13 protein-coding genes and 1 pseudogene are annotated in these 13,410 nt (G+C 52.6%); 7 read left to right on the top strand and 7 right to left on the bottom strand.

Going from position 1 to position 13,410, the window contains the following annotated elements; all coding sequences use genetic code 11:
• Nucleotides 1–64 precede the first annotated feature (64 nt).
• A complete protein-coding gene (locus tag HFD87_RS07790) occupies nucleotides 65–1,132 on the bottom strand; it encodes an aldo/keto reductase (protein WP_033760287.1) in 1,068 nt (355 codons plus the stop codon).
• Between the two features lie 98 nt (nucleotides 1,133–1,230).
• Between HFD87_RS07790 and HFD87_RS07785 the strand changes: the two genes are divergently transcribed.
• Nucleotides 1,231–2,148: an AraC family transcriptional regulator gene (locus HFD87_RS07785; RefSeq protein WP_010670295.1), complete on the top strand. Its 918-nt coding sequence runs from the start codon at nucleotides 1,231–1,233 to the stop codon at nucleotides 2,146–2,148.
• A gap of 188 nt (nucleotides 2,149–2,336) precedes the next feature.
• Here the strand turns inward: HFD87_RS07785 and HFD87_RS07780 are convergent, their stop codons facing one another.
• Nucleotides 2,337–2,828: a heme-binding protein gene (locus tag HFD87_RS07780; RefSeq protein WP_167423202.1), complete on the bottom strand. Its 492-nt coding sequence runs from the start codon at nucleotides 2,826–2,828 to the stop codon at nucleotides 2,337–2,339.
• A gap of 5 nt (nucleotides 2,829–2,833) precedes the next feature.
• Entirely contained in the window at nucleotides 2,834–3,244 is a 411-nt protein-coding gene (gene uraH / locus HFD87_RS07775; protein WP_167423201.1) for a hydroxyisourate hydrolase, read from the bottom strand.
• Nucleotides 3,245–3,380: 136 nt separating this feature from the next.
• Here uraH and hprR point away from each other — a divergent pair, with 136 nt between their 5' ends.
• Nucleotides 3,381–4,061, top strand: a complete 681-nt coding sequence (hprR, locus tag HFD87_RS07770; protein ID WP_033773881.1) for a response regulator transcription factor HprR — start codon at nucleotides 3,381–3,383, stop codon at nucleotides 4,059–4,061.
• Entirely contained in the window at nucleotides 4,054–5,412 is a 1,359-nt protein-coding gene (locus HFD87_RS07765; RefSeq protein ID WP_167423200.1) for a heavy metal sensor histidine kinase, read from the top strand. The genes hprR and HFD87_RS07765 overlap by 8 nt, the downstream gene beginning before the upstream one ends.
• 262 nt (nucleotides 5,413–5,674) lie before the next feature.
• Here the strand turns inward: HFD87_RS07765 and HFD87_RS07760 are convergent, their stop codons facing one another.
• Nucleotides 5,675–5,968 carry a DUF1330 domain-containing protein gene (locus HFD87_RS07760; RefSeq protein ID WP_010670299.1) on the bottom strand — a complete coding sequence of 98 codons (294 nt, stop codon included), beginning with the start codon at nucleotides 5,966–5,968 and terminating at the stop codon, nucleotides 5,675–5,677.
• A 400-nt stretch (nucleotides 5,969–6,368) separates the two neighbouring features.
• Here HFD87_RS07760 and HFD87_RS07755 point away from each other — a divergent pair.
• From HFD87_RS07755 to HFD87_RS07740, 4 genes and pseudogenes are all read left to right on the top strand, one after another.
• Nucleotides 6,369–7,274, top strand: a pseudogene (locus HFD87_RS07755) (LysR family transcriptional regulator).
• 147 nt (nucleotides 7,275–7,421) lie between these two features.
• The gene (locus HFD87_RS07750) at nucleotides 7,422–7,982 is read left to right on the top strand and encodes a YfiR family protein (RefSeq protein ID WP_167423199.1); all 561 of its coding nucleotides are present in this window, start codon (nucleotides 7,422–7,424) and stop codon (nucleotides 7,980–7,982) included.
• A gap of 1 nt (nucleotide 7,983) precedes the next feature.
• Nucleotides 7,984–9,192, top strand: a complete 1,209-nt coding sequence (locus tag HFD87_RS07745; RefSeq protein WP_010247285.1) for a diguanylate cyclase domain-containing protein — start codon at nucleotides 7,984–7,986, stop codon at nucleotides 9,190–9,192.
• A 2-nt stretch (nucleotides 9,193–9,194) separates the two neighbouring features.
• Complete coding sequence (locus tag HFD87_RS07740) at nucleotides 9,195–9,668, top strand: OmpA family protein (RefSeq protein WP_061703441.1); 474 nt, start codon at nucleotides 9,195–9,197, stop codon at nucleotides 9,666–9,668.
• 143 nt (nucleotides 9,669–9,811) lie between these two features.
• Here the strand turns inward: HFD87_RS07740 and HFD87_RS07735 are convergent, their stop codons facing one another.
• The 3 genes from HFD87_RS07735 to HFD87_RS07725 form a co-directional block, all read right to left on the bottom strand.
• Nucleotides 9,812–10,825 carry a Gfo/Idh/MocA family protein gene (locus HFD87_RS07735; RefSeq protein WP_167423198.1) on the bottom strand — a complete coding sequence of 338 codons (1,014 nt, stop codon included), beginning with the start codon at nucleotides 10,823–10,825 and terminating at the stop codon, nucleotides 9,812–9,814.
• Nucleotides 10,826–10,834: 9 nt separating this feature from the next.
• Nucleotides 10,835–11,662 (bottom strand): TIM barrel protein, encoded by an 828-nt coding sequence (locus HFD87_RS07730; RefSeq protein WP_060679100.1) that lies wholly within the window; start codon nucleotides 11,660–11,662, stop codon nucleotides 10,835–10,837.
• A 98-nt stretch (nucleotides 11,663–11,760) separates the two neighbouring features.
• Nucleotides 11,761–13,209 (bottom strand): sugar porter family MFS transporter, encoded by a 1,449-nt coding sequence (locus HFD87_RS07725; protein WP_010670306.1) that lies wholly within the window; start codon nucleotides 13,207–13,209, stop codon nucleotides 11,761–11,763.
• Nucleotides 13,210–13,410: the final 201 nt, after the last annotated feature.

The raw sequence follows: 13,410 nt of genomic DNA, 5'->3' as shown, positions 1-13,410 counted from the left end.
GTCAGGAACCCGGACTCAGCAAAGTTATTAAAAGCTTAGTTATTTTTATAGCTCTGAGCCCGTGTTAAACAGGGGATTCACCTAATATCCAGTTAGGCCCGGTATCAGGAAAGCCTGCCGGATAGCGGCTCGCGGCATTATATGACTGAATCCATCCGGGATAACGTGTACCCGGATGACTGACCTTGTCCAGCATTTCTTTTTCCTCCTCGCTGAGATTAACAGACAGCGCGCTAAGGTTATCTCTGAGCTGATGCACATTGCGCACACCCGCTATGACGCTCGTCACCTGCTTAGAAGACAGCAGCCAGGCTATTGCGATGCTGGCAGGAGTAGTGCGGTGTTTTTCAGAAATTGTTTTGAGAACATCCACGATGTCCCATGCCAGGCTTTTATCAACGGGTGGAAATTCAATTTTTGCGCGTCTTGCAGAGGCCTCATGACTACCACTGCGGTCAAATTTGCCTGAAAGCAGGCCTCCTGCAAGAGGGCTCCAGCATAACAGTCCGGTTTGGCTATCCTTAATTGCCGGAAGGAGTTCATGTTCAATGTCGCGGCAGGCCAGTGAATAAAAAGACTGTACGCTGGCAAATTTCTCCAGCTTATGTTCACCTGAAATACCCAAAGCTTTGGCAATCTGCCAGCCGGCATAATTCGAACAGCCTATATAGCGAACCTTGCCCTGACGCACCATGTCGTCCAGTGTCCGCAGAACCTCTTCAATCGGTGTTACGGTATCAAAATTGTGGACCTGATAAAGGTCAATGTGATCGGTCTTAAGCCTTTTAAGGCTGGCTTCCAGCGCCTGCATAAGGTGATAGCGCGACTGCCCTGCATCGTTTGCGCCCGCATTCATTCTGCTGTGCGCTTTTGTTGCAAGAAAAACCTGACTGCGTCGCTGTGCCAGCACTTCGCCCAGCACGCTTTCAGAGCCCCCCATACCGTAGATATCCGCGGTATCAATAAAATTGATGCCGGCGTCCAGCGCCTCACCAACGATAATGTCCGCCTCTTTGCCCGTCAGGCGGCCGATGGCATTACCGGCGGCATTATCCGCCCCGCCAAATGTCATCGTCCCGAGACAAATGCGTGAAACATAAATCCCAGTTTTACCCAGTTCTGCGTATTTCATTTTGTTTTCTCCGTTAAGCTTCAAATGATAATGACGCAGACAAACGCTTTCTTTTATTATAGAAATCCCTTTTTTATTATTCATTCGTCCAGGAAGTTATGGATCCGTTGTCTGATATTCTTTCACTTCTGAAGGCAGAGGCCATCCTTACGGCCCGTATGGAAGCACGTGGCCCCTGGGCAATGCGGTTTCCCTCTTATAAACACATTAAGTTCGGCACTGTGCTTGAGGGGAAATTCTGGCTTTGGATGGACGGAATGCAGCCTCTGCTGCTTGAAAAAGGGGACTTCTATCTTCTGACTTCGGGTGACGCTTACTGCTGTGGCTCAAGTCCGGCATTGATGGTAAGTGACGGACGGCAGATATTTTCTTCTCACCGTGAAGCGGATGGTGTGGTCCGCTACGGACAGGGAGAACTTATCAGTGAGGGGATTGGGGGGAGATTCGTATTTGAGGAGGCTTCCAGCCCGCTGCTTTTAAAACATCTGCCTCAGGTGCTGGTTTCACGACGAGAGGAAAGTTCTTCTCCTGCACTCACCGCCCTTATCACTTTGCTTTCGCATGAAACATCAGCGCTTCGTCCCGGACACGACATTGTGGCCAGTAGCATGGCAATACTTGTTCTGGTGCAGATGCTGAGGGAATACTTAGAGATTAATCAGAAAGGGACATCCTGGCTGAATGCCCTCGGTGACAGGAAAATAGGACCCGCACTGACACTGATACATTCTTCTCCATCTGCAGACTGGACGCTGGCAAGTCTGTCTGCAAAATCGGCTATGTCCCGCAGTGCGTTCGCCAGTAGGTTTCATCAGCTTACCGGTTCAACGCCCGGGAATTATCTGACGTCATGGCGAATGGAGCTGGCATGCGCTGAACTCAGAAAGCATCACTTAAGTATTACTGAGATAGCCAGATTAACCGGATATAAATCTGTTCCCTCTTTTTCTCTGGCCTTCAAACGTCATACCGGAAGAACGCCAGGAGGCTATCGTAATCTGCATAAGAACTGTTAACAGGCCACTCCGATAATTGTCTTTTTAATGCATATGCATAATTATCAAAAATTTATCGCAGTATTCAAATATACAATGTCCGCTTCTGGCACAAAGCAGCCGTTCTGGCGGCGACTTATCTAAACAACACGGGGAACAGTTTATTCCCCATGTATGGCAGGAATATACCCGCCGCGCGTTCATCATGATTACGGTTGCTTGCTGTTACCCAGCACTTTGTTAATCGCTGCGGTCCCACATTGATCGTCGGATTCCGCACTGCCAGTGCCCGCCATGCCGATAGCGCCGATCCACTGGCCGCGATATTGCACCGGCACGCCGCCGCCAAGCAGCAATAGCTCATTAACCGTATTCAGGTTGACGCTTTCCGGTGAGGATTGCGCCTTTATGGTCAGTTGTCTGGTTGGCGTTTTGGTGGAGAGCGCAGTAAACGCTTTACGCCATGCCGCCTGAGTGTTGTGCGGCCCCACGTTGTCATCCCGCATCAGCGTGACCAGATTTCCACCCCGATCCACCACGGCGACTACGCCTTGACGATTCATATTATGGCAGGCGGACAAGGCCTCCGTTGCCAGTTGATTACTCAGCGCCTGCGTCATGTCATAGACGGAGGCTGGCTCAGCAGCGAGCGCCACGGCAGGTCCGGTAGTCAGCATCAATGCCAGCAGTAAACGTTTCATTTATTTCAGCTCCCGCGATAGGTGGAATATCCGTACTGGCTCAGCAGCAACGGAATGTGATAGGTGGTCGTGGTATTGGTGATATGGAACTCCACCGGGATTTCGGGGAAGAAACTCTGCTGTTGATGTGCCGCAAAATAGTGACCGGTTTTAAAAATCACCCGATAGTCTCCCGCCTCAAAGGGCTTTGCTGGCCAAAGGGCATCAATCCGACCCTGCTGATTAGTATTGGCGGTATTCAGTACTTTCCAGCTTTCTCCCTGTTTCTGCTCAAGCATTACCTCAACCTCTGAGGCCGGCAGCCCGGTCTGCTGGTTCAGCACGTGAACGCTCAGCGGATTTTTACTGTCCGCGAAGGTGACCGCGGGAACGGCAAGCAGCGTAGTGAGGGCCAGGGCAGTGAGACTCTTTTTCATTTTTTAATACTCCGGTGTTAATCACCCCGCTGTTATACCTGTACGGTTGTTCGTTCTGCCTGTCAGAAAGATGACCATATTGTCATCTGGCGCTGAAACGCTGGGGCGGTCATAAATTTCATGGCAAACTGCGCCGATGAAACTATTACTGATTGAAGATAACCAGAAGGCGAGCGCCTGGGTGCGTAAGGGGCTGGAAGAAGCGGGCTATATCGTGGATTACGCTGCAGATGGACGGGATGGTCTGCATCTCGGGCTGTCACATCCCTACAGCCTGGTGATACTGGATATTATGCTGCCGGGAATGGATGGGTGGCAGGTGCTGAAAACCCTGCGTACCGCCAGTCAGATTCCGGTAATTTGCCTGACTGCCAGAGACTCGGTGGATGATCGGGTGAAAGGGCTGGAACTGGGGGCCAATGATTACCTGGTTAAGCCGTTCTCTTTTGCGGAGTTGCTGGCTCGGGTAAGAAATCAGCTCCGGCAGCAGCAGCCGCACAGTAGCGTACTACGGGTGGGCGATCTGGTGCTGGACTCAGCGCGCTTTCAGGTTCTGCGTGACGGTGTCACTCTTGCACTGACGCGCAAAGAGTTCATGCTGTTATGGCTGCTCGCCAGCCGTCACGGTGAGATTCTGCCGCGGACGCTGCTGGCCAGCGAAATATGGGGCGTTAATTTCGACAGTGAAACCAATATCGTCGATGTTGCTATCCGCCGCCTGCGCCGTAAAGTCGACGATCCCTTTCCTCAAAAGCTCATCACTACGGTAAGGGGCATGGGATATTGCCTGTCAGAAAAAGGAGGCGAGGGTGACTAGCCCTTCTCTGACGCTGCGGCTGACCGCGATTTTTACGCTGATCATGGCGATGGCCTGTGGCGGCATCAGCCTGATTCTGTATAAAGCGTTACGCAGCGAACTGGTCTGGCGGGACGATCAAACATTGATTAACCGGGCGGCGCAGTTAAGACAACTGCTTGAAGATGGTGCCCATCCCAGCTCGCTGCCGCTCTACTTCAATCGGATGGTCGATATCCATCAGGACATTCTCAGCATCCGCTCGCAGCATGAGCAAAACGTCAGTATTAATCATACCGGAATATCGTTGCCCGCAATCTCGCCCACGCCGGTCAGCATGCCACCCAGTGAGAAACAGCTGCACCGCTGGATCAGTGCGGATAAGACGGAAGCGTCGGCGTTAAGCCTGCAGGCAAACTCCTCGCTCGGGCCGGTAACCATTACGCTTGCCCGGGTCGCGCGGGAGCGAGCACTGATGCTGGAGCGTTATCGCCAGCAAAGCATTCTGGTTTCACTGGCGGCCATTTTGCTGTGCGCCGCTGTCAGTCCGCTGTTGATTCGCAGAGGGCTAAGGGCGATCGGCCGGTTAAGTAAGATCGTGGCAGAAACGGCCAGTGACCGGTTAAATCAGCCCGTGCCGCTTCAGGCTATCCCGCAGGAGCTGCTACCGATTGGCAATGCGCTTAACGCTATGCGTCAGCGCTTATCCACGGACTTTATCCGTCTGACCCAGTTTGCCGACGATCTGGCCCACGAAATCCGCACGCCCATTAATGTGTTACTGGGCCAGAATCAGGTCGCGCTGGGTCATGAACGCTCAGCCGCTGAATATCAGACGCTGCTCGAAGGCAACATTGAAGAGCTGGAGAGTCTGTCGCGTCTCACTGAAAACATTCTCTTCCTGGCTCGCGCCACGCACCACAATATCAGACTCAATAAACAGGACTTCCTGCTGCAGGATGCGCTGGAAGCGCTGATCGACTTTCTTGAACCGGTTGCGGAAGAGCAGGAGAAGGCCATTGAGCTAAGCGCCGAAGGCAGCCTCAACGCAGATAAAATGCTGTTCCAGCGTGCGATGAGTAATCTGTTGATCAACGCCATTCGTTATTCGCCAGAAAAAGGCACGATTCAGGTCAGTACCTGTCATCACGCTGACTACGTTGAGATTGAGGTGTCGAACGCGGGCGAAGCGCTGGAGGAGCCTGAAAAATTATTTGAACGCTTCTGGCGGGGCGATAACGTCCGTCATACGGCCGGAAGCGGGCTGGGACTGTCGCTGGTACGCGCCATCGCCGCTTTACATGGCGGAAGTGCTTACTACCGGCATGAGAACGAGCACAATATTTTTGGCCTGCGCCTGCCCCGAAAGTGAGTGTCTGTACGAAAACTTTATCGGTGCGGCTTTAATGAAAGCAGAGGGGGATGGAAGCGATCTGCGGAAGTCATAAAGTCAGACACAGCCACCCCCTTGCCTGTTACACGCTACCTAACCGGCACGGTGGTCAGGTAGCGTCAATTACCAGAATATACCTTGTCACTTTCTCGGGTAAATCCCGGCACCACTGAGCATACTGGTGACATCCTGCGGGCCCCAGGTTCGCTGGAGTCTGCATCGGCACATGACGGTGAAGTGTTTAAAGGCTGGCCCCTTCAACCAGCACAAACGTCCCGTGCGCAGCCCCTGCACGCAACAGCCTGGCAGCCTGATACGCAGGGCTTTCATAAAAACCTTTGGCTTCGGCAAAAGATTCGAACTCAAATACCACATGCCGTTCATGCGCCTCTCCCTCCAGATTTTCATACTGCCCTGACCAGGCAACGATCTTCGGATTAAACGCCTGCATGGCTTCGCCTGCAGCTCTGGCATAGTCAGCGTATGCGACAGGGTCCGATACGGTCACGTGAGCGATTAAATAACCTTTGTTCATTTCTCTTTTCCTTCCTGACAGGGGGGGAAATCCAGCGTAAGGTAGCGCGACTGGCGTTAACCAAATCCGGAATGGGGGCTAAGTTTTCAAATCTTCCTTCGGGTCAACGGATTGAGTGGTGAGTAACAACCTTTTCACTGAGTGCTTCCCGATACCCTGAGCAATGTTTGCCGCGAACCGACAGTGCTCTGAATGATGCGGGGATCTGAGCCAGTGCTTATGTACACAAACCTGCATGGCAGTTCGCAACGGCGTTGAGCCTTTCAGAAAGACGGTTCACCTTCACAACGTTCAGATCGCGTTCTGCAATATCCGCGGTGTGAAAGCAGTCTATTACCCATTAATATGGTGATAAATAACGTAATAAATAACGCACTGTTACTCAGAAGGAGAACAATGAATGAAAAACCTTGAGGCGCTGATTATTTTTGCACGCGTGGCGGAAATGAAGAGTTTTACTCAGGCAGCTGAAAGCCTGGGAATTCAGAAAGGACGCGCCTCATTAGTGGTGCGCGAACTCGAAAGGGAGACAGGCGCGACGCTTCTGCATCGCACCACGCGAACAGTGCAGTTAACGGAAGATGGACGGGCTTTTTACTCACGCGCCCGCGATCTGTTATCGGAAGCCGAAGAATTACAGTCCATGTTCTCTCACTAGGGGATGTCATTGCGGGGCCGGATACGCGTTGATATGCCTGCCGTGCTGGCACAATGCGTGGTAATCCCCGCGCTGCCGCAGTTGCTGGAGGCACACCCTGAACTGGAGATCGAGCTTTCAAGTACCGATCGGCGCGTTGATTTAGTTCATGAAGGATTTGATTGTGTCATCCGTCTGGGGCCAATCGTTGATGACACGCTTATTGCTCGCCCTCTGGGGCAGCTCCGCATGATTAATGCCGCCAGTCCGGGCTATCTGGCGCGCTTCGGAGTACCGCAGACGATTGATGACCTTCTCAGTCAGGGACACCAGATGGTCCATTACCAGCGGAGCTTTGGTTCGAAGCCAGATGGCTGGGAGTATCCGGTGGATGGCGGCTACCAATTGCTGATGTTACCCGGCGCCATAAGGGTAAATAGCGTACCGGCCTATCATGAGGCGGGACTGGCCGGGCTGGGCTTGATTCAGGGCGGTTACTCCACGCTGGCGCCCTATATTGAGCGCGGTGCGCTGGTTGAAGTCCTTACCGATCTGTGTCCTGAGCCGCTCAGTGCCTCTTTTGTTGTCGCGCACCGACGAAATCTGTCGCGGCGTGTCAGAGCCTTTATGCACTGGACCGAAGAAATTTTAAAACCTTATTTTGACTGATAGCACAGTGATTCTTACGCCAGATAAAAGTACAACAACAGGGTATGTGGCAAACCAAACCAGAAGTACAAATTTAATCACCGCTATGCTAATATTTCCGCGCTTATTAAGGCGTCCTGCCATGCGTAGAATTTTTGGGAACGCAGTATGATCGATAAATATCAAATTCATCATGACGTCGATGTGCTGCTTTTCATACGCCACATCTGCAAACTCGTTTATACGGGACTTATTTTGCTGCTGCTTATTCCTCATATTGCCAGTGCCGAAATAAAAGATGGCAAAGCCAATGATATCGTCAGTGGTATTATCAGCTTCACCCAGTGGACGAGCTTAAAACAACCGCCTCAATTATGTATTTTTTCTTCAGCCCGGCATCTCTCCTTGCCGGACTCTGCCTCCTCGGCGGCAGCCACATTCACCGTTGTTTATCTTGCCAGCGCAGGCGACCTGCCGTCGCACAGATGCGACGCCGTCTATTTCGGCGATCAGACGTCACAACAGCAGGTGGACCTGATTCAGCAGTTTAAGGGCAGAGCCGTCCTTACCCTCGCGGAGAACAATGCGGATTGCACGCGGGGCGCCGCGTTTTGCCTGATTTTTCATCCGGGCCACACGCTTTTTTCCGTTAACCTTGATTCGCTTGCCAGAAGCGGTGTCAGGGTGAGTCCGGACGTGCTTTTGCTGTCCCGCGAGAGAAGCGAATAAAATGAAATTCGATAAATTAAGAAATGACAAATCATCGATACGCAATAAACTGCGAAAAATAAGCACCATCAACGCTGCGGTGATATTACTGTTGTGCTGGCTGTTGCTCTCTTCGACGTCGCTGCTATTTATTAAAAATTACGAGAAGCGAAACCTTGAATTAATCGGCGCAACCCTCAGCACCACGCTAACCGCTGCGACCGTTTTTTCCGACAGTTACGATGCGCACAATAAAATTGCACGGCTCGGCAATGAAGGGATGTACGCATCTGCGAAACTGGTCACTAAAGATCAAATTGTTCTGGTCAACTGGCATGCTCAGCAGGAGCAGACGGGCTGGTATTCGCGGTTATTACGTGAATGGATTTATCTTAAACCGCTTAACGTCAGTATCATTCACTCTGACGTTGCTGTCGGTACATTAACGCTGGAAGGCACCGTGACCGGCGCGGTGAGTTTCATTCGATACTCCTTCATGATTCTGACCAGCGGTATGCTATGTGTACTGATTATCTCCCTTTTGCTGAGTGAATTTCTGCATCGGGGTATGCTCGCTACACTGCGCAACATTACCAGCTCGATTCACTATGTGATTCATTCCGGTGATTTTTCCTTGCGTATACCGGAGAGCACGACGAGTGAGTTTCAGCTATTTTCAGATGATCTGAATTCGTTGCTGAGGGAAATGCAATCGCTAAAGGCTTCGCTTATCCGAGATAATCGCTCGCTGGCAGCCAAAGCGCTGGAGGACCCGTTAACCGGTCTTGCAAACCGCAGCGCGTTTGCTGCTCACCTTTCCCGGCTTCTCGACCAGCAATATGCTGAGGAGCGTTTTGCCTTACTGTTTCTTGATGGCGACCGCTTTAAAAGTATCAATGATAACTGGGGCCATGCCGCCGGGGATGAGGTATTAAAAGCGATAGCAGCACGGCTGTTATCACTGGCATCTGAACAGGATCTAGTCGCCCGGTTAGGTGGGGATGAATTTGCCATGCTGGTGAGCAGTCAGGTCAGTGAGGAGCAATTACAGCAACTCATGCAGGACATCCATGACCTCATCATGGAAAAAATCATCCTTGCAGAAGGTACGCCGATTAATACCTCGGTTACCATTGGCTACGCCTGGTCACAACACGGCGATACGGTTGAGTCTATTCTCGAACGCGCTGACATGAATATGTATAAAAATAAGCGAACAAATAAGGCTTAAAGATGAAAAAAAATATTTCCCTGATGCTGCTTATTTTGGCGCTGGTCGGTTGTCAGTCTAAAGAACGTTTTAATGAGGCGCAGATCGCAGCGATGCAGCGTGCGGGATTCACTCAAAATAGGGAAGGCTGGGGATTAGGCTTATCAGATAAGATCCTGTTTGGTGTAAACGAATCAGAACTTACACCCTCCAGCAAAAGAAATATTCAGGGGATGGCAAAAAACCTGGCGTCGACCGGTATTAAGCATGTGCGAATTGACGGGCACACCGATAATTACGGCAAACCAGATTATAACCAACAGCTGTCGCTAAAAAGAGCTAACGCAGTCGCGGCACAGTGGGCGGAAGGGGCTGCTATACCGCGCGAAAATATTATCACACGTGGATTAGGCATGAGTGCACCGGTTACCAGCAACAATAGCGCGCAGGGACGCGCGCAGAATCGACGTGTGGCAATTGTGATTACTGCGCCGTGATAATGAGTAGTGCTGCACGCTCAGGCCGGTATGACTCCATGTCCTGCTGGCGGCTTTATCCTGTTACCGATGATGCGTGAAGAGCCGCTGGAAAAGATGAAACGGAGGGGGAAATGCACGGCGGAACCCGCCGTGCAGCGTTGCTATAAGCGATAAAAAGCCGGTCTTGCTGGCATAGTGACCGGCACAATCTCACCGGAAGTCTGGGCCGCGACGCAGGCATCAGCGGCCACCGCGGCGGCGTAACCATCCCAGGCGGAGGGACCGGTCATCTCACCGCTGATGACGTTGTTGATAAATGCCTGTAACTCCACGTCATACGCATCGATAAAGCGCTTTTTCCAGTCAGTCAGAATGGTGGTGGAGAGCTTAGCCGCGCTGCGAAGCTGCACAGAGACCGGCTCCGGCAGACGAGCAATGCCGCTTTCACCCACCACTTCACACTGAATGTCGTAACCATATTCACAGTTCACGAAGATTTCGACATCAATGCGCGCCCCTTTGGTGGTCTCAAGCAGCACGATTTGCGGATCGCGCAGATGTGACGACGCCTTACGGGTTTTACGCGGGAAGATCACCTGCACGTTGGCATAATCATCATCCAGCAGCCAGCGCAGCACATCGAGTTCGTGGATCAGGGTGTCGGTGATCGCCATGTCGGTGGTGTAGCTGTCGCCCACTTCCGGGTTGCGGTGTGCGCAGTGCAGCATCAAAGGCTCACCAATTTCGCCGCTGTCGATCACCGCTTTTAGTGCGCGATAGCCGCTGTCATAAGGGCGCATAAACCCGACCTGCACCAGCTGACGTCCTGCCTTAATTTCTGCTTCCACAATGTTCATGCAGCCCTGCGCGGTGACCGCCAGCGGTTTTTCGCAGAACACCGCTTTACCCGCCTCAATGCAGGCCAGCACGAAGGCTTCATGCGTCGGGCCCCAGGAGGTGACCAGCACCGCATTGACCTGCGGATCGTTAATCAGATCGATAGCATTGTCATAAATACGCGCTTCCGGCGTCAGCTCGTTAACGATTTGCTGGCAGTTTTCACGGTTGATATCGTTAAGCGCCACCACGCGCGCATTCTGTAACACGGTGCTGCAACGGCGGATGTGTTCGCGACCGATTGCGCCGGTGCCGATGACGCCAATATTAATAGTCATGATAATTCCTTAAGCTGAGTGGTTTAACAGCTGGATGCTGTCGCGAATTTCGCGGGCAATGTCCGCTTCCTGCCAGCTGTTCATCACTGAGGAGAACGGCTCAAAGGCGTAAAGGCCGGTGTAACCCATCTTCTCCAGTCGCTCGACCTGCTGCTTACTGCGCAAGCGGTCTTCCGCGCTGAGCATGATGCGCTCTTCGTCGGTTAGCTGATTAACCGGGCGCGGGTCGGTGACGCCGGAAAGGTGAACCAGACCGATCTGCTGAATATCGATCTCCTGTTCGAAAGTCTGTTCCGCATCTTCAAACAGATGATGATGGAAGGTATCGATCAGCAATCTGAATGGCACACCCGCTTCATGGATCAGCGTCTGAGCCTGAGTAGCCGAACGCAGCGAGCTTTGCGGAAAGCCCAGCGGCTCCACCAGCCCCTGAATACCTGCCTCAGCGAACAGCGGGGCCAGGGTTTTCAGCGCGCTTACGGTGTCGGCAGCGCTGATCGGCGTGCCGTCATTAAGCGGGCAGAGCACCAGCGATTCAGCGCCGACCGCCTGCGCATCACTTAACAGCTGGCGGGTGCGTTGCAGCACCTCTTCATTCAGCTGATTAAAGGGATAGAGCGCATTGATGGTCACAATCCGGATGCCTGACTCACGTGCCAGAGCTTTTACCTCGTCGCCGCTGAGATCGTCGGTGACGCGGCCACTGGGCATATCATTACGCAGTTCGACATTATGGATACCGAGCTGGCTGACCAGTTTAAAAAACTGCGGAAGGGTGAGGCTGGGCGCAATTTTACGGTTGATGCAAAAGCGCGCGTTGGGAATATTCAGGCTCATAACAATTTCCTTGAATGTAGGGGTACAGTGTTAATAGCAATCGGGTAGTCAGCGTAATGCTGCGGGCCGTGAGTTTTTCAATACGGACGTTTCAGGCACTATTTTTTGCCGTTGCCGTTATAAAGCGCATAGAAATAGTGCTCGACCTGCTCAAGACTTCTTCCCCGGGTCTCGGGAATAAACTTCACAACAAAAACAGAACCGCCGATGCCGATAGCCGCGAATATAAAGAAGGCTCCGGCCAGACCAAATGCGGCTAATAACAGCGGGAAGGCCATGGAGATGGCGAAATTGGCGATCCACAGCGAGAAGACAGCGCCACCCATACAGATGCCACGCATCCGGGCGGGGAAGATTTCCGACAGCAGCAGCCAGGTAACGGGTGACAATGCGCCCTGCTGGAAGCAGAGAAACATCAGCATTCCCGCCAGCACCAGATAAGCCCGCAGCAGGTTGACCGTGCCGTTGAGGTATTCCGGCATCAACCAGCAGACCAGCCCGATAAAGAACAGGCAGCAGGTGCAGCCCATCTGTCCGATTAACACCAGCGGACGGCGTCCCACTTTGCCGATTAGCCAGATACCCGCCAGCGTCATCACCACGGAGATCACGCCATTGGCGATGGTGGCGAACAGCGCGGCATCGTTGCTCAGTCCGGCGGCGGTCAGCATGGTGGGGGCGTAATACATAATGGTATTCACCCCGGTCAGCTGCTGGATGGCGGCAATACCCACGCCCAGCAGGAAGATTTTCATCAGCCAGGGTGTGGCGAGATCGCGCAGGCGGCCTTTGCCACGCTGACGGTTCTCTTCAATGGTTTCCTCAATCTCTTCCAGCTCCCACTCGACATCTTCGGCGGCACGGGTTTTTTCCAGGACCTCGCGCGCTGCCTGACTGCGGCCTTTCATTACGTGCCAGCGCGGGGTTTCAGGCATAAAAATCATGCCGATCCAGAGCAGAACAGCAGGGACAATCGACAGCGCCAGCATCCAGCGCCAGGTATTTTCGCCGCCCCAGATATCGTTAAAGGTGGCGTTGGAGATGTACGCCAGCAACTGACCGCTGACGATCATCAGCTCCTGCAGGGTGACCAGCTGGCCACGTTTATTGGCGGGTGCGATTTCTGCGATGTAGACCGGCACGGTCGCGGCAGCACCCCCCACGGCAAAGCCCAGGAACAGGCGAGAAGCGATCATCCAGGTGACATCAGGCGCCAGCGCCGAGCCGACAGCGCCAAAAGCGAAGATAAGCGCCAGCGCAATGATAATGCGTCGTCTGCCGAGGCCATCCGCCAGATGACCGGCTGCCAGCGCGCCGAAGGCTGCACCAAACAGCAGGGAGCTGGTGACCAGCCCGGTAGTAAATGGGGTGAGATGCAAATCGCCGCGCATAAACAGTAATGCGCCTGAGACTACACCGGTGTCATAACCAAACAGCAATCCACCCAGGGTGGCGACCAGCGCAATAATCTTCACAAAAGGCTCGGTGCGGGTGGTGCTATTTGGACCGGATGCCGGGTTCGACGAGATATAAAGTTCTTTTTCCATGAATACTCCTGGTAATAACGGCAAAGACAAAACGTCAGAACATGAAGAAGACATCACCCTACTGATATTTTTATTTCGGGTTAAATTATATTTGAAACTTAGTTTTCATTATGTGAGCTCAACCCTTCCGCCATTTTTATTTTGATGGGATTCCATCAAGGCGAAAATAAAAACATTAAATTTAAGCGGGTTATAGAGGAG

The organism is Pantoea sp. EKM21T (genome assembly GCF_011800405.1).
GTDB classification, from domain to species: Bacteria; Pseudomonadota; Gammaproteobacteria; order Enterobacterales; family Enterobacteriaceae; genus Pantoea; species Pantoea agglomerans.
The sequence above is the reverse complement of the archived record's forward strand: the minus strand, read 5'-3'. Positions and strand labels throughout refer to the sequence as shown.